This window comes from Polaromonas potterensis (assembly GCF_033446725.1).
Lineage (GTDB): Bacteria > Pseudomonadota > Gammaproteobacteria > Burkholderiales > Burkholderiaceae_C > Polaromonas.
Genome location: NZ_JAWQLX010000002.1, coordinates 1 through 20,861 on the forward strand (window position 1 = coordinate 1; position 20,861 = coordinate 20,861).

Genomic DNA, 20,861 nt, shown 5'->3' on the forward strand with positions numbered 1-20,861 from the left:
CGATGCTTGGCAGCAAGCTCGAAACGCCCTTCAGCGAACCATCGAGTGGAAATTCACTCGGCAGGATGCAGATACAAAGCTTGGGCGATACTATGTTTCGAAACTTGCGTGTTGATGTACTAGGTTCCGCACACCACCGACAAAACCGCTGGCATCACCGCGGGTCCGGGTGTAGCCGGCAAACCAGCCGACGCGGCTGTGTTTGCCCTCCTCGCCATGCTGGAGGCCCAAGTCGCGGCCCACCTGAAAACCACTCGCCGTGCCGTCAAATTGGGGCGTCGCATCACCGTTCTGGCTTTGCTTGAGGCTTTGGCCGAAGACCCGCCCCCAGGACGGCGAGCGCTCGCCGTCCTGCGCCAACAAGCGCTGGCTGCCCTGGCGCTGGTGAAAGGTGCCCAGTTGCATCAAGCCGCCCTGACGCACGGCCATGGGCACACTGCTGTACAAAGCCACTTCTGGCCGGTACAGGACAACGGCCTCCACCGGCAGGTTGTTCACCGCGGCCAGGGCGGTGGCTTGCGCCTGGGTCGCGACGACGACGCCACCCACGGCAAACGCCGTGGACCGCAAGTACCAGTTGTCCGGGTTGTTGCCGGTCGCGCCGCCCTTGAACAACCGGTAGTCGTCAACCGGTAGTCGTAAGCCCCCGCCTGAGCCGGTTGGGCCAACGCAAATGCACTGCCACCGGTGGACGCCCCATTGACCGCCTGGACCAGCAAGATGCCGTCGGCGGTCGTGCTTGCGCCAGCGCCGCCAAGATTGACAACCTGGACGCCGGTATTGCCACTTGCTATTCCGCCGTCTATGACCAGCCGGTTGGCCGGCGAGTTGTCGCTGCCCAAGGCGGCGTTGAGCCGCAGTGAGGCATTGGTGCCGGTGTAATTGCCGCGCACGGTCAGGGCACCAAAGCCGTTGCCCGCACCTGGCCCCGGCAGCAGGGTGCCCTGGCTGGTGACGTTGCCGACAAAGGTGCCGGTACCCGCGACGCTGCTGCCGGCCAACACGTTGATCACCGGGCTGGTCAGGGTGCTGCTGAAGGTCAAGGTGCCCGTCTGGACCTGAATGCTGTCGGAGAAGCTGGCATTGGTGAGCCACGACCAGGCAGTTCCGCGCATGGTCAGGTTCTGGAAGTTGCGGAAGTTGTTGTCGACCGTGCCGCTGCCTTCGAGAAAAGCGCTGTTGTTTACGCCACCGCCGACGGCGCCGCCCCGGATCACAGAGCCGGTGCGCAGGATCAATGTGCCACCGCCCGCCCCCATAAGAATGGCCTCGTCGCCAGCGCCTCCGTGCCCTTCCAGATAACCTGAGTTGATGAAAGTTTCGCTGCCGTTGTTACCGCGCAGCGCATGGGATTGGTCGCTGATGATGCGTCCGTTTGCGAGGTTTTCTACTCGCGCAAGGAAAGCGCCCCCTGTCGTGTTGGATTGGACCCCGGCGGCAAAGCCCCCCGTATTGTTGCCCGTCGTATGAATGGTGCCGCTGTTGATCACCACATTGGCGGCCCCGCTGCCGCCGGTGAGGAAAATGCCTTTGGACGCCGAGCCCGTCACAGTGATGGTTCCGGTGTTGATCACGCTGTTGCCCGGACCCGTAAGAGCGATGCCGTGAGAACTGCTGCCGCTGGTGGCGATCGCCCCGTTGTTAATCACCTGGTTGGTGGTTCCGACAGGCCCATCTGTGATGCCAATTGTGCCGCCACCCGTTGTAGTGATGCTGCCGTTGTTGGTCAGCAGGTTGCCGCTGCCTATACCCACCAGTGCCGCGCCCCCGCCTGAGATGGTGATCTGGCCCGCGTTGGTGATGAAGCTCGCATCCTGGACCGCCAGTGCCTGCGCGGCGTTGGTGGTGAAGATGGTCCCCGGATCGAGGATGATGGTGACGGTGGTGGAGAGCGGCGCGGCCACGACCGAGGGGTTCGGGGGGGTAGGGTCCGGAGCAAATGACGGTGGTGTTGGACCCCGGCGTGGTCGTGGGCGTGCAGGCGGCCCGACTGTCTGTGGCGATGCTGCCGATCAGGGTGGCAATGGTGCCAAGCACCCAGGTCCTGGGCCAAGGCAATGGGGAATAGTGACGGGATGCATGTCTCTTCTTCTTGACCACTGATGATTCCTCAGAAGCGCGGCGGGCTGGATATGGCCGCCTTTGCAGTTGAAATACTGAAATTTCTTTTTGGCTTTTTGTGACCAAAAAACAAACAGCTACAACTTGCGCGCTTCTGAAGTCTCAAAAAATGTCGCTAATTACCCCACCCACTTGCGCGCATTGCGCCAGAGCTGCATCCACGGGCTGAGCTGACTGGCCTCACCCGAGGTCCAGCTCATCTGGATGTTGCGGAATACCCGTTCGGGGTGCGGCATCATGGCCGTGAAGCGGCCGTCCGCCGTGGTCACCGCCGTCAGGCCGCCTGCGCTGCCATTCGGATTGGCCGGGTAGGCTTCGGTCGGCTGGCCGTGGTTGTCGGTAAAACGCATGGCCGCAATCACCTTGGATGCGTCGCCGCGGTGGGCAAAGTTGGCAAATCCCTCGCCGTGCGCCACGGCAATCGGCAGGCGGTTGCCGGCCATGCCTTGCAGGAACAGGCTAGGAGAGTCCAGCACTTCGACCTGGCTCAGGCGGGCTTCGAAACGCTCGCTGCGGTTGGTGGTGAAACGCGGCCAAGCCTCGGCGCCCGGAATGATGTCGGCCAGCTCGGCAAACATCTGGCAGCCGTTGCACACGCCCAGCCCGAAGGTGTCGCTGCGGCCGAAGAAGGCCTTGAACTGTTCCGACAACACCGGGTTGAAGGTGATGGAGCGGGCCCAGCCTATGCCGGCGCCCAGGGTGTCGCCGTAGCTGAAGCCGCCGCAGGCCACCACGCCCGCAAAGTCAGCCAGTTGTGCGCGGCCGGTCTGCAAGTCGGTCATGTGCACGTCGTACGCCTCAAAACCGGCCTGGGTGAAGGCGTAAGCCATCTCCACATGCGAGTTGACGCCCTGCTCCCGCAGCACCGCCACCTTGGGGCGCGACAACATCAGGGCCGGGCTCGCTATGGATTCAGTAGCTGCTTGCGTAGGTAGGGTAAGGGCTGGAGGCTGGTTTGATGCCAAAAAGACATGCAAACCCGGGTCCAGCGGGTCACCGGCTGCCGCATGTTCCGCATCGGCGCAGGCCGGGTTGTCACGCTGCTGGTTGATTTTCCAGCTGACCGAGTCCCAGACCTGGTGCAGGTCTTGCAGTTTGGCGCTGAACACCGCCTTGGTGTCGCGCCAGACCTGGACTTGGCCCTTGCCCACTTCGAGCGAAGCATGTTGCGGGCGAGTCTTGCCGATGAAATGACTGAACTTGGAGAGGCCGTGTTCGCGCAGGGTTTGCATCACCTCGTTGCGTACGGCGGTCGCCACCTGGATCACGGCGCCCAGCTCTTCGTTGAACAGGGCTTTCAGCGTGAGTTCTTCGCGGCGCGCACCCACTTGCGAGGCCCAGTTTTTGCTGTCGCCGGCGTCCATGCGGCTGTCGGAAATGCCATCGCCTTCGAGCAGCAACATGTCGATATTGAGCGACACCCCCACATGGCCCGCAAAGGCCATTTCGCAGACGGTGGCAAACAGGCCGCCGTCGCTGCGGTCGTGGTAGGCCATCAGCCGGCCCTGCTGGCGCAGCGCGTTGATGGCGTTGACGAGATTCACCAGGTCCTGGGCATCGTCCAGATCGGGGACGGCGCCCTCTTCCTTGTCCAGGGTCTGCGCCAGGATGGAGCCGCCCATGCGGTTCTGGCCCTTGCCCAGGTCGATCAGGATCAAGGTGGTGTCGGCATCCTGCGCGTCCAGTTGCGGGGTCAACGTGCCGCGCACATCGGCCAGGGTGGCGAAAGCGCTGACGATCAGCGAGACCGGCGAGGTCACCTTCTTGCTTTCCTTGTCATCGGTCCAGACCGTGCGCATGGACAGCGAATCCTTGCCGACCGGAATCGACACGCCCAGCGCCGGGCACAGTTCCATGCCCACAGCCTTGACGGTCTCAAACAAAGCGGCGTCCTGGCCGGGCTCGCCGCAGGCGGCCATCCAGTTGGCCGACAGCTTGACACGTGGCAGCTCAATCGGTGCGGCCAGCAGATTGGTGATGGCTTCGGCCACCGCCATGCGGCCAGACGCGGCGGCGTTGACGGTCGCCAGCGGCGTACGTTCACCCATGCTCATGGCTTCGCCGGCAAAGCCCTGGTAATCGGCCAGAGTCACGGCGCAATCGGCCACCGGCACCTGCCAGGGGCCAACCATCTGGTCGCGGTGTGTCATGCCGCCCACGGTGCGGTCACCGATGGTGATCAGGAAACGTTTGGAGGCCACCGTCGGGTGGCTCAACACGGCGATCGCGCTTTTCTGCAGGTCGACGCCGGTCAGATCGATGGGCTGGATGGTGTGCGCCACGCTGCTCACGTCGCGGTGCATCTTGGGCGGTTTGCCCAAGAGCACGTTCATGGGCATGTCGACGGGTGCCGCTGCATCCTTGTCCGACAACACCAGTTGTTTTTCTTCCGTCGCCACGCCAATCACGGCAAAGGGGCAACGCTCGCGCTCGCAAAAGGCCTGGAATTGCGCCAGCGATTCGGGCGCAATCGCCATGACGTAACGCTCCTGGCTTTCGTTGCTCCAGATTTCCTTGGGCGACAGGCCGCTTTCTTCCAGCGGTACGGCGCGCAAATCAAAACGCGCACCGCGTCCCGCGTCATTCACCAGTTCGGGGAAGGCATTCGACAAACCACCGGCGCCCACGTCGTGGATCGCCAAAATCGGGTTGGCGGTACCGAGCTGCGCGCACTGGTTGATCACCTCTTGCGCACGGCGTTCAATCTCGGGGTTGCCACGCTGCACGGAGTCAAAGTCAAGCTGGGCCGCGTTGGCGCCCGAGGCCATGGAACTGGCCGCGCTGCCGCCCATGCCGATACGCATGCCGGGGCCGCCCAGTTGGATCAGCAAGGTGCCGGCCGGGAACAGAATCTTCTTCGTGAGTTCGGCGTCAATCGTGCCTACACCGCCAGCGATCATGATGGGCTTGTGGTAACCCCAGCGCTGGCCGCCCACGGTCTGTTCGTACTCGCGGAAATAACCGGCCAGGTTGGGCCGGCCAAACTCGTTGTTGAAGGCCGCGCCGCCCAGTGGGCCTTCGGTCATGATTTGAAGCGGGCTGGCGATGTGTTCCGGCTTGCCGAAATCGCCGTCGAACAATTTGGACACGGTGAAACCCGTCAGGCCGGCCTTGGGTTTGGAGCCGCGTCCGGTCGCGCCCTCGTCGCGGATTTCGCCGCCGGCGCCGGTGGAGGCGCCGGGGAAAGGCGAAATCGCCGTCGGGTGGTTGTGCGTCTCGACCTTCATCAGCACGTGGGTCAACACGTCATTGGAGGCGCTATAACTTTGGGAGCTTCTTGCGCCCGTCCCGTCTGGGCTGGAGGCCGATTTGGCATAGAAGCGCTGGATTTTTCCGCCTTCCATGACAGAAGCGTTGTCCGAATACGCTACCACCGTGTGTTGCGGATGCAGCTTTTCGGTGTTGCGGATCATGCCGAACAGGCTTTTGTCCTGGGCCACGCCGTCAATCGTGAAGTCGGCGTTGAAAATCTTGTGGCGGCAATGCTCGCTATTGGCCTGCGCAAACATCATCAGCTCGACGTCGGTCGGGTTGCGCTGGAGCTGGGTGAAGGCATTCACCAGGTAGTCGATCTCGTCGGCGGCCAGTGCCAGGCCGAACTCGCTGTTGGCGGCTTCCAGCGCGGCCTGGCCGCCTTTCAGCACGTCAATGGTCTGCAGCGGCGCGCCCTGCAGTTCGGTGAACAGCCCGGCGGCCTGCGCGCGGCTTTCCATCACGCTTTCGGTCATGCGGTCGTGCAGCAAGGCCGCGACCTGTTCGTGCTGGGCGTCCGTTAAAGCGGTCTTGCTGAAAATGCCCGACTTGAGCGTCAGCCGGTATTCGGTGATGCGTTCTATGCGTTTGATGGCCAGGCCGCAGTTGTGGGCGATATCCGTCGCCTTGGAGGCCCAGGGCGAGACGGTGCCAAAACGTGGCGAGACGATGAACAGCAGGCTGTCCGAATCAGCAGCGGCGCACGGCTCGCCATAAGTCAGCAGGGCTGCCAGCCGGGTCTTGTCTGCGTCGGAAGGCGGCGTTTCGCTGGCCACCAGATGCACAAAACGGGCGCTGATGCCCGTGATTTTGTCGTGGATGGCCTGCAGGCGCGGCAGGAGTTGCTGGACGCGAAAGTCGCTCAGGGCGCTGATGCCGTGGGCTTCGCCCTCAAAAGTCGTCAGGTGCAGGGTCACGGTGGCGTGGCTTTGTAGTGGGAGGTGGGCAGCTCATGCTGTGGGTGTTAACGCCGCCTGGGCTGCGGGCTAAGCGTTAACCCGCAATTTTATCAGCGACTGGTCAAGAGCCCTCGCCGCAGGCCATACGCTACAAAGCCGGCCCAAAAATGCAGGTCCGCTGCGGCGGTGGGATAATCGGGCCATGAGTATTACGTATAAAGATGCAGCCGGGATTGCAGGCATGCGGGTCGCTTGCAAACTGGCTTCCGAGGTGCTGGATTACCTGACACCTTTCGTCAAGGTCGGTGTCACCACCAAAGAAATCGACAAACTCGCCAACGACTACATGGTGAACGTGCAGGGCACGGTGTCGGCCACGCTGGGTTACCAGCCGCCGGGTTACCCGCCCTACCCCGCTTCGTTATGCACCTCGCTGAACCACGTGGTGTGCCACGGCATCCCGAATGACAAGCCCTTGAAGAAAGGCGACATCATGAACATCGATGTCACCGTCATCACCAAGGACGGCTGGTACGGCGACAACAGCCGCATGTACCTGATTGGCGATGTGTCCATCGCTGCCAAACGCCTGTGCAAGGTCACCTACGAGGCGATGTGGCTGGGCATCATGCGTGTCAAACCGGGCGCCCGCCTGGGCGATATCGGCCACGCCATCCAAACTTTTGCTGAAAAACAGGGTTTCACGGTGGTGCGTGAGTTTTGCGGCCATGGCATCGGCAAAAAATTCCATGAAGAACCACAGGTGCTGCATTACGGCCGCCCCGGCACGCTGGAAGAACTCAAGCCCGGCATGACCTTCACCATCGAACCCATGATCAACGCCGGCAAGCGCGACATCAAGGACGGCCCCGAAAAAGACGGCTGGACCATCGTGACACGCGACCATTCGCTGACGGCGCAATGGGAGCACACCATCCTGGTCACTGAAACCGGCTACGAAGTGCTGACTTTGTCGGCTGGCAGCCCGCCGATCCCTGACTTTGTGCTGGCGCAGCAGTCACAAACCGCGACAGCCGACTCGGCCGCCTGAGGCCGCGCCGCCAGCGCATCCTACTGCAGCAAATGCTCTCCGCGCTGGCCACTTCTCCTTCCGTGACCGAACTGGCCTCGGTGCGCGAACAATACCGGGCGGGCAAAAATGCCTTGCTGACGTCCCTGGCCGGCAGCGGCTCGGCGACGCGCGGCATCCACAGTCTTTTGCGCAAGCTGGCCAGGCACACCGACACCACCTTGTGTGAACTCTGGCGGCGCAGCGATTTTCCAGCCGACTGCGCGCTGGTCGCCGTGGGCGGCTTTGGCCGCGGCGAGTTGTTTCCCCATTCCGATGTCGACGTGTTGCTGCTGCTGCCCGACGAGACCTGTCTGGACGGCGATACCGCGCTGAAAAGCAAGATTGAACACTTCATAGGTGCTTGCTGGGACAGCGGCCTGGAGATCGGCTCCAGCGTACGTACGGTCACCGACTGTGTCGAAGAAGCCGTCAAAGACGTGACCGTACAAACCTCGCTGCTGGAAGCCCGCTGGGTGGCCGGCGCCAAAACACTTGTTGCGGCATTGATCACGCAATTGGACGCGGTGCTCGACCCCCAGGCCTTTTTTGTGGCCAAAACGCTGGAACTGCGCCAGCGCCACAACAAATTTGAAAACACGCCTTACGCCTTGGAGCCCAATTGCAAGGAATCCCCAGGCGGCCTGCGCGACCTGCAGGTTGTGTTGTGGGTGGCGCGTGCGGCCGGGCTGGGCAAGTCCTGGGACGACCTGGCGCGCAAGGGCCTGGCGACGGCTTTTGAAGTGCGCCAGATCAAGGCCAACGAAGCACTGCTCAGCCTGATCCGCGCGCGCTTGCACCTGATCTCCGGGCGGCGTGAAGATCGCCTGGTGTTTGACCTGCAGACGGCTGTGGCCGAGTCATTCGGCTATTCGGCGCAAGCCGACGACGGCAGCAAGCTGCCACGACGCGCTAGCGAAGCGCTGATGAAGCGTTATTACTGGGCCGCCAAGGCTGTGACCCAGCTGAACCAGATCCTGCTGCTCAACATCGAAGAACGGCTCAACCCCCACACCGGGGCGCTGCGTGTTATCAACGAGCGTTTTTTCGACAAGGCCGGCATGATGGAAGTGGCCAGCGACGACCTGTACGAACGCGAGCCGCACGCCATCCTGGAAACCTTTTTGCTGTTCCAGACCACGCTAGGCATCAAAGGCTTGTCGGCCCGCACCCTGCGCGCGCTGTACAACGCGCGTGGTGTGATGGACGCCAGCTTCCGGCGTGACCCGGTGAACCGCGCCACTTTTCTGAAAATCCTGCAGCAACCCTCGGGCATCACCCACGCCATGCGCCTGATGAACCAGACCTCGGTGCTGGGCCGTTATTTGTGGGTGTTTCGCAAAATCGTCGGGCAAATGCAGCACGACCTGTTCCACGTCTACACGGTGGACCAGCACATCCTGATGGTGTTGCGCAATATGCGGCGGTTTTTCATGGCCGAACACGCGCATGAGTACCCCGCATGTTCACAACTGGCCGCCGGCTGGGACAAGCCCTGGATTCTCTACATTGCCGCGCTGTTTCACGACATCGCCAAAGGCCGCGGCGGCGACCACTCCGAACTGGGCTGCCGCGATGTGCGGGTGTTTTGCCGCCAGCACGGCATTTCCGCCGAAGATGCGCAACTGATTGAATTCCTGGTCGGTCAACACCTGAGCATGAGCCGTATCGCGCAAAAGGAAGACCTGAGCGATCCCGCGGTGATTGCGGCGTTTGCCAAACGTGTCGGCAATGAGCGTTACCTGACCGCGCTTTACCTGCTGACCGTGGCCGACATACGCGGCACCAGTCCCAAGGTCTGGAACGCCTGGAAAGGCAAGCTGCTCGAAGACCTGTACCGCTACACCCTGCGTGTGCTGGGTGGCCGGGCGCCCGACGCCAATGCCGAGGTGGAAGCGCGCAAACGCGAGGCGCTGACCATTCTGGCCCTGCATGCCGAACCTTTTGAAGCGCACAAGGCCTTGTGGGACACGCTGGACATCAGTTATTTCATGCGCCACGAGGCCGCCGACATTGCCTGGCACGCACGCCATCTGTCACGCCACGTCGGCACCACCCGTTGCATCGTTCGGGCCCGCCGCTCCTCGGCCGGCGAAGGCCTGCAGGTACTGGTCTACACGCCCGATGCGCCCGATCTGTTTGCCCGCATCTGCGGTTACTTTGAAGAGGCCGGTTTCAGCATTCTGGATGCCAAGGTGCATACCGCCAAGCCTTGCAAAGGTTCGCTCGGTTATGCGCTGGATACCTTCCAGGTGGTCAGCCCCAACCTGACCGACCACTATCGGGAACTGGTGGCCATGGTTGAAGCCGACCTGGACCGTGCGATTGAAGAAAACGGCCCCTTGCCGCCGCCAGGCAAAGGCCGGGTCTCACGCCGCGTCAAGAGTTTTCCGATCACCCCCCGCGTGGACCTGCGCCCCGACGACAAAGCCCAGCGCTGGCTGCTCAGCGTGTCCGCCAGCGACCGTGTGGGCCTGCTGTATTCGATTGCCCGTGTGTTGGCCCGCCACCGCATCAACCTGCAGCTCGCCAAGGTCACCACCCTGGGCGAACGTGTGGAAGACACCTTCCTGATCGACGGTCCTGAACTGCAGCACAACAAGGCGCAGATTGCGATCGAGACCGAGCTGCTGGAAGCCCTGGCGTCCTGAACCAGCGGCAGGCTCGCCCCTGTCTATTTTGGCCCTGGCGCCATCTTTTTCTCCATCGGTTTGCAGCTCCTTCCGCCTGTTACAGCGGCGTGTCGCGGTGAGCACTTTCATCTCCAGGCAAGTAGTTTTGAAAAACTTTTATTGATTTAAATCAATATCTTAGGTGATGTTCTTGAAGTTACAAAGCAGCTATGAACGAGACATATTTGTCATGGCCAGGCGATAGACAATGGTTGATCGAAAAGCGGATGTGGATATCGTGCCGGCCAGGCCAACTTCCGTGGATCGCTTTGTCATTGATCTCAAGTCCAGGAGTTTCTTGTGCCCCACCAGACCCTGACCCTTCTTGCCCGCGAGCAGGATTTACGCGCCTCCGGCGCCCATGCCGGCGATGGCCGGCCCTTGGCCCAGCAGGTATTTTTTGAACCCGACGACTGGCTGGTGCCAGACAGTTATGGCGACATGCTGGTAGCCCACGGGGCTTACCTCGCTACGCATCCGGAATTCGCTGTCGTGGTGTCCGGCCACAGTTATGGCACCGGTAGCCACCGGTTTTTCTGGCTGATGGGAGAGCGCCGGGCCATGGCCGTGCGGGCTGCTCTGCTGAAGGCTGGGGCAGAACCCGAGCAGTTGCTGGTGCAAAGCCAAGGGGCTGCGCGCCCGCTGATCGAAATGGCCGGTGACGATGTCGGACGTTACCGCCGCCGCGTCACCATCGACTACCTGGCGCGTGACGCGATGACGGCCGCGCCCGTGCCCCCGGACGGGTCGGCCCAATGGTGGCGTTCTGTGCTGGGTACCGTCCACAAGGACAAATTGCCCGACCATCCCCCGGCTTCGCGGGCCAGCTAACGCCCAGACGCGTTGCGCTTAGTCTTCCGCGTCATCCAGGCCTGGAAACAAGACTTCGGTGAAGCCGAACTGCGTGAAGTCGCGGATACGCATGGGGTAAAGCATGCCGATCAGGTGGTCACACTCGTGCTGCACTACCCGCGCATGGAAACCGTCCACCGTGCGGTCAATCGGATCGCCATAAGGATCCATGCCGGTGTAACGTATGCGTGAAAAACGCGGCACCACACCGCGCAGGCCGGGTACCGACAGGCAACCCTCCCAGTCGCTTTCTTCATCGTCGGACAAGGGGGTGATCATGGGGTTCAGCAACACGGTGCGTGGCACGAGTGGTGCATCCGGGTAACGCGGATTCACTTCGTTGGTGCCAAAAATCACCAACTGCAAATCCACGCCGATTTGTGGTGCGGCCAAACCGGCGCCGTTGACGGCGCGCATGGTGTCGAACATGTCGGACACCAGCAGGTGCAACTCGTCGGTGTCGAATTCGGTGGCAGGCGGGGCGATGCGCAGCAGGCGCGGGTCGCCCATTTTGAGGATGTCGCGAATGGTCATGCCTCAATTATCGCGGTACACCATCATCGGTGCTGCCTGCCGTCTTATCGCCAGTGACGGCGGCCTTGACCGTAATAACCACGGTAACCGTAGTAGCCATAGTTAAACCGGACGGAAGGCACCACCACCACCGGCGCGACGTAAGGTCCGGAAGGGTAGACCGCGACAGGATCCGGGCCTATGGGCGCCACCACGCAGCCGGACAAGGTTGCGGCCAAGCCAGCAATGGCCAGCAAGGCGGAAAAGCGTAGGGTTTTCATAAAAAGCTCCTGTTGTTCAGAGCTTTAACGCCTGGCCCTGCGCCCCGGCCTGACATACCGAATGCAAAGCTCGGTAACGCGGTGTAAACCCAGGCCCCGACGGGCTGTGCGGCTTAGGCCGAAGCAGCCGCCGCTGTCAACAGCGCCAGCAAGGCCGCTTCGTCAATCACGGTCACGCCCAGTTCCTGCGCCTTGGTCAGCTTGCTGCCGGCCTCGGTGCCAGCAACCACGTAGTCGGTTTTTTTGCTGACCGAACCCGCCACCTTGCCGCCCGCCGCCTCCACCCGTTCTTTGGCTTCGTCCCGGCTCAGGGTGGGCAGCGTGCCGGTGATGACAAAGGTTTTTCCGGAGAAAGGCTGGGGCGCGCGTGCCGCCGGTTCGCCCTCTTCCCAGGTCACACCGCAGGCACGCAGTTGCTCCACCACTTCGCGGTTGTGCGGCTGGTCAAAGAAGGTGCGCAGACTTTTGGCGACGATGGGGCCGACGTCGTTGACTTCGAGCAACTGCTCTTCCGTCGCGTCCATGATGGCGTCAAGCTTGCCGAAGTGGCGTGCCAGTTCCTTGGCAGTGGCTTCGCCGACATGGCGAATGCCCAGGCCAAACAGGAAACGCGGCAAGGTTGTCTGTTTGGATTTCTCCAGCGCTTCGAGCAGGTTCTTGGCCGACTTCTCTGCCATGCGGTCCAGGCCCGCCAGCGCCACCAGGCCCAGCCGATACAGGTCAGGCAAGGTGCGGATCACATTGGCATCGACCAGTTGCTCGACCAGTTTGTCGCCCAGACCCTCGACCTCGACGGCGCGGCGGTGGGCGTAATGCAGGATGGCTTCCTTGCGCTGCGCGCCGCAAAACAGACCGCCTGTGCAGCGGTAGTCAGCCTCGCCTTCTTCCCGCACGGCGGCCGAGCCACAGACCGGACACACACGCGGCATGGTGAACTGCGGTGCATCGGTCACACGTTTGTCCAGCAGCACGCTGACCACTTCGGGAATCACGTCCCCGGCGCGGCGCACGATCACGGTGTCACCGACCCGCACGTCCTTGCGGCGCGCTTCGTCCTCGTTGTGCAAGGTGGCGTTGGTCACGGTGACACCGCCGACAAACACCGGCGCTAATTTTGCAACCGGCGTGAGTTTGCCGGTGCGGCCCACCTGCACGTCAATCGCCAGCACGGTGGTCATCTGTTCCTGGGCCGGGTATTTGTGGGCCACCGCCCAGCGCGGCTCGCGCGTCACAAAACCCAGTTTTTTTTGCAAAGCCAGGCTGTTGACCTTGTAGACCACACCGTCGATGTCGTAGGGCAACTGGTCGCGCTCGCGCCCTATCTTTTGGTGAAACGCTATTAATTCAGGAGCGCCTTGCGCCCTCTGAGTCTGGGCTGCAACCGGAAACCCCCATGATTTCAAGCGCATCAGCAGCTCAAAGTGGGTCTCGAACGCGGGGCCGCCTTCTTCCTGCGGGGTGATTTGACCCAGGCCGTAGGCAAAAAAACTCAGGGGGCGCTGGGCCGCAATCGCCGGGTCCAGCTGGCGCACCGCGCCGGCCGCCACGTTACGCGGGTTGACGAAGGTTTTTTCGCCTTTGGCGCCCTGGGCGATTTTTTCGCGCTGCTTCTCGTTGAGCGACTCAAAGTCATCGCGGCGCATATACACCTCGCCGCGTACCTCGATGACAGGCGGCGCGTCTTCGGGCAAACGCAAGGGTATCTGGCGGATGGTGCGGATGTTCTGCGTCACCTCTTCGCCGACCTCGCCATCACCGCGGGTCGCGGCTTGCACCAACACACCGCTTTCGTAACGCAAGCTCATGGCCAGGCCGTCAAACTTGAGTTCGGCCACGTAGTCGACCGGCGGATCGGATTCGTTCAGGCTTAATTCCTTGCGCACGCGGGTGTCAAAGTTTTGCGCGCCGCTGGCTTCGGTATCGGTCTCGGTACGAATGCTCAGCATGGGCATGGCATGGCGCACGCTGGCAAACTGGTCCAGCGCCTTGCCGCCCACCCGCATGGTCGGCGAATCCGGGCTGGCCAGCTCGGGATGTTGGGCCTCCAGGGCTTGCAGCTCCTGGAACAGCCGGTCGTATTCGGCGTCGGGAATCGTCGGTTCGTCCAGCACGTAATAACGGTGGGCGTGGGTATGCAGCTGCGCGCGCAAGGCAGCGATGCGCTCGGCAGCCGGCGAGTCCGGCTGCGCAAACATGTCAAGGGTGGCCATAGGGAAAGGAAAACTCAGGAGAACAAACGCCGACCCAGCGCCGAGCCAGCCGCCATGTCGCGGCCGTCCAGCGTGTTGTAGAGCTGCTCCAGGTCGGCGTGGATGACTTCCATGGTTTCGGTACGGATCAGTTGGCCCTGGTCGTCAATGATCACGCCGTCCATGCTGGCGGCCAGTGCAATCGCCGTTTCGCACATACGCACAAAAGGCTGCTCGGAACGCGCCACCTGCGGCACGTCCAAGGACAGCGTCAGCTCGCGCAAGGCGGTTTGTTCGGGGTCGTCGGCCATGGCCGCCTGCGTATCAAACGACAGGCCCAAAATGGACGCATGGCCGGACTGGCTGGCCGGCAGCACCATGCGGCCGGGAATGGCGCCCGCCACAAACCCCTGTTTGGAGGCGCTTTGCTGCACATAACCCGGGCTCCAGGCCGTGTGTTTGGCGCGCAGCGTGAAGCTCAGCTGGGCATCGTGGGCGCTGGCAAAACTGTCCAGTTCACGGGCACGCGCCACCTCGTCCGCCATCTCGGGAAACTCGGGCTGGCCGTCCATCGCATCGGCAAAGGCTTGCGCCTTCATGACAAATTCCGAAAACTCGATCTGGTTCAGGGCTCCGGTGCGGTTGGCCAGTTGCACGCCGGCCTGGAAGGCGCTGTAACGCTGTCCCGGCGCCGGGGTTTCCCAGGCGCCTGTCGTCACACACAGGCCTTCGATGGCAAACGGTTTGCTGCCGGCGCGGCGTGTGGCGGGCATGGCGGCCAGCGCGGCTTCACCCGAGACCGGTGTTTCCACGGCGATCGGGGCGATCACGTCGATCAAGGCATCGAGCCCCGGTTTTTTCTCGGGCGCAGTCATGGCCGTCAGGGCGTCCAGGCCGGAGTCCTGGTCAAAGCTGGGCTCCTGGCGCTCTGCGGGTGATGTCTCCACGGCGATATCGCCGGTCGGCTCGGACGGCGGCGGCACCGAATCGGGTGTGGGCTGCTTGGGCAGGTTTTTGCGGGCCGACCAGGCGCTGTGCGCCACCACGAGGGCCAGCAGGATGCCGCCAATCACTGCCAAACTGATCTGAAGTGTGCTCATCTGTATTTTTTATGCTGCTTCCGAAAAACCGAGGGCTGCTTCCATGTCGACGGCCACGATGCGTGACACACCCTGCTCCTGCATGGTCACACCGATCAGTTGTTCGGCCATTTCCATGGCAATTTTGTTGTGGCTGATAAAAAGAAACTGCGTTTCCTTGCTCATGCTGGATACCAGCTTGGCATAACGCTCGGTGTTGGCGTCGTCCAACGGCGCGTCCACCTCGTCCAGCAAGCAAAATGGCGCGGGGTTCAGCTGAAAAATCGCAAACACCAGCGCAATGGCTGTCAGCGCTTTTTCGCCGCCTGACAACAAATGGATGGTCTGGTTCTTCTTGCCGGGTGGCTGGGCCAGCACCTGCACGCCGGCATCCAGAATTTCCTCGCCGGTCATCATCAGTTTGGCATTGCCGCCGCCAAACAGGCGCGGGAACATCTCACCAAAATGGCGGTTCACGGTCTCGAAGGTTGATGACAACAAGTCACGCGTTTCCATGTCGATTTTTTTGATTGCGTCTTCCAACGTGGCCATGGCGTCGTTCAGGTCGGCCGACTGCGCATCGAGAAACTGCTTGCGTTCACGTGCGCTGCTCAACTCGTCCAGCGCGGCCAGGTTGACGGCGCCCAGGGACTGGATCTCGCGGTTGATGCGGTCAATCTCGCTTTGCAAGCCGGTCAGGCGCACATTGCCGGTCTGGATGGATTGCTCCACCGCGACCAGATCGGCTTGGGCGTCCAGCAGCAACTGGGCGTATTGCTCAAAGCCCAGGCGGGCGGCCTGCTCTTTCAACTGAAATTCGGTGATGCGCTGGCGCAGAGGGTCCAGTTCGCGTTCCAGTTGCAAACGCCGCTCGTCGCTGGCACGCAGCTTGGTGGTCAGGTCGTCGTACTGGCTGCGTTTGGCGCCCAGGTCGGCCTCGCGCTCCAGCTTGACGCTGAGCGCACTTTGCAAGCCGGCTTGTGCGGCGGCATCGGTCAGGCGCGAGAGTTCCTCTTTGGCACGCTCCTCCTCAGTCGCAATCGACGCGGCCTGTTGCGCGGCAATGGCGATGGAGCGTGTCAACTCGTCGCGGCGCGAGGCCAGGCTGCGCAGTGAAAACTGGGCTTCCTGCGACTGGCGCTCCAGCGTCCGCTGTTGCTCGCGTGATTCGTTGAGTTTGCGTTCGACCTCGATCACACGATCGTCCAGCTGGGCGTGGCGCTCCTGGCTGTCGGCCAGTTGCATATCGAGCTCTTCAAAACGCGCTTCGGCCGTGACCTTGCGTTCCTGCAAGTCATTCATCTGCGCGTTGATTTCACCGAGGTCGGCGGCGATTTGTTCGCTGCGGGCACGGGTTTGTTCGGCCAACTGGGTCAGGCGCAAAACCTCCACCTGCAACTCGTGGGTGCGGCTCTGGCCTTCGGCGGCTTCGCGGCGGGCCGTGGCCAGACGCTGGGCCGCGTCGGCGTAGGCCGCTTCGGCGCGTATCAAGGCACTGCGGCTTTCGTCGCTGATCAGGGCCTGGGCGCGTAATTGTTTATCCAGGTTTTCGATTTCCTGGGCCCTGGCCAGCAAACCGGCCTGCTCAGAATCCTGGGCGTAAAAACTCACGCTGTGCAGGCTCACGGCATGGCCGCTTTTCACGTAAATCACTTCGCCGGCCTGCAACTGCTGGCGCGCCGCCAGCGCTTCGTCCAGGGTGACGGCGGTGAAGCAGCCATGTAACCAGTCGCCGAGCAAGGCGGCCTGGCCGGCATCACTCAGGCGCAGCAGCTCGGCCAGCGGTTTCAGGCTGTGGCTGGACGGCTTGCTGGGTGCGGCGGCGGACGGCGGCGAATAAAACGAGAGTTTGGCCGGTGGTGTATCGCGGCCATCGGTGCCGGCAAAACCGCGCACCATGTCCAGGCGGCTGACTTCCAGCGCGCCCAGCCGTTCACGCAGCGCGGCTTCCAGCGCATTTTCCCAGCCTTGTTCGATGTGGATGCGGCTCCACAAACCCTGCAAGCTGTCCAGGCCATGTTTGGCCAGCCAGGGTTTGAGTTTGCCGTCGGTTTTGACTTTTTCCTGCAGCGCCTTCAGCGCTTCCATACGCGCCGACAACTCGGCTTGTTTCGCCGATTCGGTGTTGACGATTTGCTGGCGCGTGCGGCGGTCTTCGTCCAACTGGGGCACGCTGTCGGTCAGCTCATGCAGACGGCCTTCGGTTTCTTCCTGCGCTTCCTGAGCCGCGGCGAACTGCGTGTTGAGGTTGATCAGGCGCGCTTCGTCAGGGGCGTTCAGCGCGTTTTTGTCAGCGCTGAGTCGTTCGTGGCGCAGGCTCAGCGCGCGTGACTGTTCCTCGATGTTGCGCTGGTCGGCGGCCAGCACCTGGATTTGCTGCTGCACCTGGCCGACGCTGCTGCGTTGTTCATTGGCCTTGGACTGCGCAGCGCGCAGCGCTTCTTCGAGCGCGGGCAACTGGCCGGCCTGGTCTTCGCTCTGGGCGGCCAGCAGCTCGGCCTGTTCTTCGGCCTGCACGGCTTGTTCGGCCAGGCTTTCGGTTTCCATGGCCGCGGAGTCCTTGCGCTCGGCCCACTGGCTGGTTTGTTCTTTCAGTTGCGCCAGGCGCTGCTCGACACGTTGCCGGCCTTCGACGACAAAACGGATTTCGCCTTCCAGCCGGCCGACTTCGGCGCTGGCTTCATACAACTTGCCCTGGGCCTGGTTGACCTGGTCGCCGGCGGCGTAATGGGCCTGGCGAATGGTTTCCAGTTCGGCCTCGATGTGGCGCAGGTCGGCAATGCGGCTTTCCAGATCGTTGACCGATTTGGCGGCGTCGGCCTTGACCTTGGCCTGGTCGGCCTCGCTTTCGGTCCGTTTGAGAAACCACAGCTGGTGCTGTTTGAGCATGCCATCGGCATGCAAGGTGTTGTAGCGCAGCGCCACCTCGGCCTGTTTTTCCAGCTTGTCAAGGTTGGCATTGAGCTCGCGCAGGATGTCTTCGACGCGGGTCAGGTTTTCGCGTGTGTCGCTGAGGCGGTTGGCGGTTTCGCGCCGGCGTTCCTTGTATTTGGACACACCGGCCGCTTCTTCCAGAAACAGGCGCAGCTCTTCAGGTTTGGACTCGATGATGCGGCTGATCGTGCCCTGGCCGATGATGGCGTAGGCGCGGGGGCCCAGGCCGGTGCCCAGGAACACGTCCTGCACATCGCGGCGGCGCACCGGCTGGTTGTTCAGGTAATAACTGGAAGTGCCGTCGCGGGTCAGCACACGTTTGACGGCGATCTCGGCAAAATGCCCCCACTGGCCGCCGGCGCGCTGGTCGGCGTTGTCAAACACCAGCTCCACGCTGGAGCGGCTGGCGGGTTTGCGCGTATTGGTGCCGTTAAAAATCACGTCCTGCATGGACTCGCCGCGCAGCTCGGAAGCCTTGCTTTCGCCCAGCACCCAGCGCACGGCGTCCATGATGTTGGACTTGCCGCAGCCGTTAGGCCCCACCACACCTATCAATTGGCCCGGCAGCACAAAATTGGTCGGCTCCGCAAACGATTTGAAGCCGGATAACTTGATTGAATTAAGACGCACGGCAACCCTGTTTTTCTTGGCGCTTTGAAGCTAACTTGTTGATTTGTATGGCGCTTTTAAGGCGCGCCCCAACCGCTTCAAGCAATGCACAAGCCCGCAATGTTACCCGAGCCGGCCAGAGCGACCGCTGTAAAAAGGGTGTCACGCTGTGCACCCGCTTCTATCTGGCGCGCCTAGAGCGCCGTTTTTGTCGGTTTTATGCATCAAATTTGCCTCTAGCCCTTATCCCATAAGCGCCAGCAGCTATTAATAATGTAGCAATACAGAGGCGCAGCCTTTGCGCATCCGCAGTTGGCGTCACCCAGCGGCGTTTCAGGCTGGATAATCCCCGCCATGAATCCATTGTTGAACCGCCTGCAGCCCTACCCTTTTGAGCGGCTGCGCCAACTCCATGCCGGCGTCACGCCCAACCCCGCTTACCGGCCCATCAGCCTGGGTATTGGGGAACCCAAACACGCGACGCCGGAGCTGATCAAAACCGCGCTGAGCGCCAGCCTGGCCGGCCTGGCGAGCTACCCCGCGACCGCGGGGGAGCCCAAGCTGCGGCAAGCCATGGTCGACTGGATGATGCGCCGCTACGGCCTGGCACTGGACCCGGCGACCCAGGTCTTGCCGGTCAATGGCTCGCGCGAAGCCTTGTTTGCGCTGGCGCAAACAGTGATAGACCCGACCCGGCTCGATGCCACGGTGGTCTGCCCGAATCCGTTTTATCAAATCTACGAAGGCGCTGCGCTGCTGGCTGGCGCGCAGACCTGGTTTGCCCCCAGCGACCCGGCGCGCAACTTTGCGATTGACTGGGCCGGCGTGCCCGAAGCGGTCTGGGCCAAGACCCAGTTGTTGTTTGTCTGCTCGCCCGGCAACCCCACCGGCGCCGTCATGGGCCTGGATGAATGGAAGCTGCTGTTTGAACTCAGCGACCGCCATGGTTTTGTGATTGCGTCGGACGAGTGTTACAGCGAGATTTATTTCCGTGACGAGCCGCCGCTGGGTTCCTTGCAGGCCGCGGCGCAACTGGGCCGCAACGATTTCAAGAACCTGATCGCCCTGACCAGCTTGTCCAAACGCAGCAATGTGCCCGGTTTGCGCAGCGGTTTTGTCGCCGGCGACGCGGCGCTGATCAAACCTTTTCTGCTTTACCGCACTTACCACGGCAGCGCCATGAGCCCCATCGTGCAGGCCGCCAGCATCTCCGCCTGGAACGACGAGCAACATGTGGTCGACAACCGCGCCATGTACCGCGAGAAGTTTGCCCAGGTCACGCCCATGTTGTCGGCGGTGATGGACGTGGCTTTGCCCGATGCCGGTTTTTACCTGTGGGCGCAAATCCCGACGCGTTTCAACAATGACGACGCGGCGTTTTCCAGCGAGCTCCTCGCTCTTTACAATGTCGTGGTGTTGCCAGGCAGTTACCTGGCCCGCGAAGCCCGCGGCCACAACCCGGGCGCCGGAAGAATCCGCATGGCGCTGGTGGCCGAAACCGCTGAATGTGCGGAAGCCGCCGCACGAATTGTTCAATTTATTCAATCCACCTGATCTAAAAAATGACTGAAAACCAATTGCAAAGCATCATCGACGCCGCCTGGGAAGACCGCGCCAACCTGTCCCCCTCAGCTGCTTCCAAAGAAGTACAGGACGCGGTGGAACATACCATCGCCGAGCTCAACGCCGGTCGCCTGCGCGTGGCCACGCGCCAGGGCGTGGGCCAGTGGACCACGCACCAGTGGATCAAAAAAGCCGTGCTGCTGAGCTTCCGCCTGAAAGACAACGTCTTGATGCGCGCCGGCGACCTCGGCTTTTACGACAAGGTGCCGACCAAGTTTGCGCACCTGAGCGAAGAAGAAATGAAGGCCAGCGGCGTGCGTGTGGTGCCGCCCGCCGTGGCACGCCGCGGCAGCTACATCGCCAAGGGCGCGATCCTGATGCCCAGCTATGTGAACATCGGCGCTTATGTCGATGAAGGCACCATGGTGGATGCTTGGGCGACTGTTGGCAGCTGCGCACAAGTTGGCAAAAACGTGCACCTCTCCGGTGGTGTGGGCCTGGGCGGTGTGCTCGAGCCTTTGCAGGCCAACCCGACCATCATTGAAGACAACTGCTTCATCGGTGCACGCTCCGAAATCGTCGAAGGTGTGATCGTCGAAGAAAACTCGGTGATCTCCATGGGTGTGTACATCGGCCAGAGCACGCCGATTTACGACCGCGAATCCGACACCGTGAGTTATGGCCGCATTCCGGCCGGTTCCGTGGTGGTGTCGGGCAACCTGCCCAAGCCAGGCGGCAAGTACAGCTTGTATTGCGCCGTGATCGTGAAACGTGTGGACGCAAAAACCCGCGCCACGACCAGCCTGAACGATTTGCTGCGCGACTAAA

General features: G+C 62.2%; 13 protein-coding genes. 5 read left to right on the forward strand and 8 right to left on the reverse strand.

Translation table 11 applies throughout. The annotated features are described in order from the left end of the window. Window positions 1–90: 90 nt before the first annotated feature. The 3 genes from R6254_RS03160 to purL all read right to left on the reverse strand — a co-directional run bounded on the left by R6254_RS03160 (window position 91) and on the right by purL (window position 6,290). On the reverse strand, window positions 91–549 hold the full coding sequence (locus tag R6254_RS03160) for an autotransporter domain-containing protein (protein ID WP_318404370.1): 459 nt from the start codon (window positions 547–549) through the stop codon (window positions 91–93). Beyond that, a complete protein-coding gene (locus R6254_RS03165; protein WP_318404372.1) occupies window positions 495–1,904 on the reverse strand; it encodes a hypothetical protein in 1,410 nt (469 codons plus the stop codon). Before R6254_RS03165 ends, R6254_RS03160 begins: the two co-directional genes overlap by 55 nt. Before the next feature lie 336 nt (window positions 1,905–2,240). Further along, the gene (purL, locus tag R6254_RS03170; RefSeq protein WP_318404373.1) at window positions 2,241–6,290 is read right to left on the reverse strand and encodes a phosphoribosylformylglycinamidine synthase; all 4,050 of its coding nucleotides are present in this window, start codon (window positions 6,288–6,290) and stop codon (window positions 2,241–2,243) included. 91 nt (window positions 6,291–6,381) lie between these two features. Here purL and map point away from each other — a divergent pair, with 91 nt between their 5' ends. The 3 genes from map to R6254_RS03185 all read left to right on the forward strand — a co-directional run bounded on the left by map (window position 6,382) and on the right by R6254_RS03185 (window position 10,844). Beyond that, a complete protein-coding gene (gene map / locus R6254_RS03175) occupies window positions 6,382–7,323 on the forward strand; it encodes a type I methionyl aminopeptidase (protein WP_318405191.1) in 942 nt (313 codons plus the stop codon). Between the two features lie 32 nt (window positions 7,324–7,355). After that, the gene (locus R6254_RS03180) at window positions 7,356–9,992 is read left to right on the forward strand and encodes a [protein-PII] uridylyltransferase (protein WP_412103096.1); all 2,637 of its coding nucleotides are present in this window, start codon (window positions 7,356–7,358) and stop codon (window positions 9,990–9,992) included. A gap of 321 nt (window positions 9,993–10,313) precedes the next feature. Further along, window positions 10,314–10,844 carry an OmpA family protein gene (locus R6254_RS03185; protein WP_318404375.1) on the forward strand — a complete coding sequence of 177 codons (531 nt, stop codon included), beginning with the start codon at window positions 10,314–10,316 and terminating at the stop codon, window positions 10,842–10,844. An 18-nt stretch (window positions 10,845–10,862) separates the two neighbouring features. Here the strand turns inward: R6254_RS03185 and def are convergent, their stop codons facing one another. From def to smc, 5 genes are all read right to left on the reverse strand, one after another. Continuing rightward, window positions 10,863–11,399, reverse strand: a complete 537-nt coding sequence (gene def / locus R6254_RS03190; protein WP_318404376.1) for a peptide deformylase — start codon at window positions 11,397–11,399, stop codon at window positions 10,863–10,865. Between the two features lie 44 nt (window positions 11,400–11,443). Next, a complete protein-coding gene (locus tag R6254_RS03195) occupies window positions 11,444–11,659 on the reverse strand; it encodes a hypothetical protein (RefSeq protein ID WP_318404378.1) in 216 nt (71 codons plus the stop codon). 113 nt (window positions 11,660–11,772) lie between these two features. Beyond that, window positions 11,773–13,869 carry an NAD-dependent DNA ligase LigA gene (ligA, locus tag R6254_RS03200; protein WP_318404380.1) on the reverse strand — a complete coding sequence of 699 codons (2,097 nt, stop codon included), beginning with the start codon at window positions 13,867–13,869 and terminating at the stop codon, window positions 11,773–11,775. Window positions 13,870–13,883: 14 nt separating this feature from the next. After that, window positions 13,884–14,948 carry a cell division protein ZipA C-terminal FtsZ-binding domain-containing protein gene (locus R6254_RS03205; protein ID WP_318404383.1) on the reverse strand — a complete coding sequence of 355 codons (1,065 nt, stop codon included), beginning with the start codon at window positions 14,946–14,948 and terminating at the stop codon, window positions 13,884–13,886. 9 nt (window positions 14,949–14,957) lie between these two features. Then, window positions 14,958–18,491, reverse strand: coding sequence for a chromosome segregation protein SMC (gene smc / locus R6254_RS03210; protein WP_318404385.1), 3,534 nt, complete (start codon window positions 18,489–18,491; stop codon window positions 14,958–14,960). 333 nt (window positions 18,492–18,824) lie between these two features. On the opposite strand from smc, the gene dapC reads away from it, so the two are divergent. Both dapC and dapD read left to right on the forward strand, forming a co-directional pair. After that, window positions 18,825–20,024 (forward strand): succinyldiaminopimelate transaminase, encoded by a 1,200-nt coding sequence (gene dapC / locus R6254_RS03215; RefSeq protein WP_318404386.1) that lies wholly within the window; start codon window positions 18,825–18,827, stop codon window positions 20,022–20,024. An 8-nt stretch (window positions 20,025–20,032) separates the two neighbouring features. Beyond that, window positions 20,033–20,860, forward strand: coding sequence for a 2,3,4,5-tetrahydropyridine-2,6-dicarboxylate N-succinyltransferase (gene dapD / locus R6254_RS03220; RefSeq protein ID WP_318404387.1), 828 nt, complete (start codon window positions 20,033–20,035; stop codon window positions 20,858–20,860). The last annotated feature ends 1 nt before the right edge of the window (window position 20,861 follow it).

Bases quoted from the DNA above. Each gene is read 5' to 3' on its own strand.
- R6254_RS03180 (WP_412103096.1), top strand. From the start codon at position 7,356: ATGCTCTCCGCGCTGGCCACTTCTCCTTCCGTGACCGAACTGGCCTCG.
- def (WP_318404376.1), bottom strand. From the start codon at position 11,399: ATGACCATTCGCGACATCCTCAAAATGGGCGACCCGCGCCTGCTGCGC.
- R6254_RS03195 (WP_318404378.1), bottom strand. From the start codon at position 11,659: ATGAAAACCCTACGCTTTTCCGCCTTGCTGGCCATTGCTGGCTTGGCC.
- ligA (WP_318404380.1), bottom strand. From the start codon at position 13,869: ATGGCCACCCTTGACATGTTTGCGCAGCCGGACTCGCCGGCTGCCGAG.
- R6254_RS03205 (WP_318404383.1), bottom strand. From the start codon at position 14,948: ATGAGCACACTTCAGATCAGTTTGGCAGTGATTGGCGGCATCCTGCTG.
- dapC (WP_318404386.1), top strand. From the start codon at position 18,825: ATGAATCCATTGTTGAACCGCCTGCAGCCCTACCCTTTTGAGCGGCTG.
- dapD (WP_318404387.1), top strand. From the start codon at position 20,033: ATGACTGAAAACCAATTGCAAAGCATCATCGACGCCGCCTGGGAAGAC.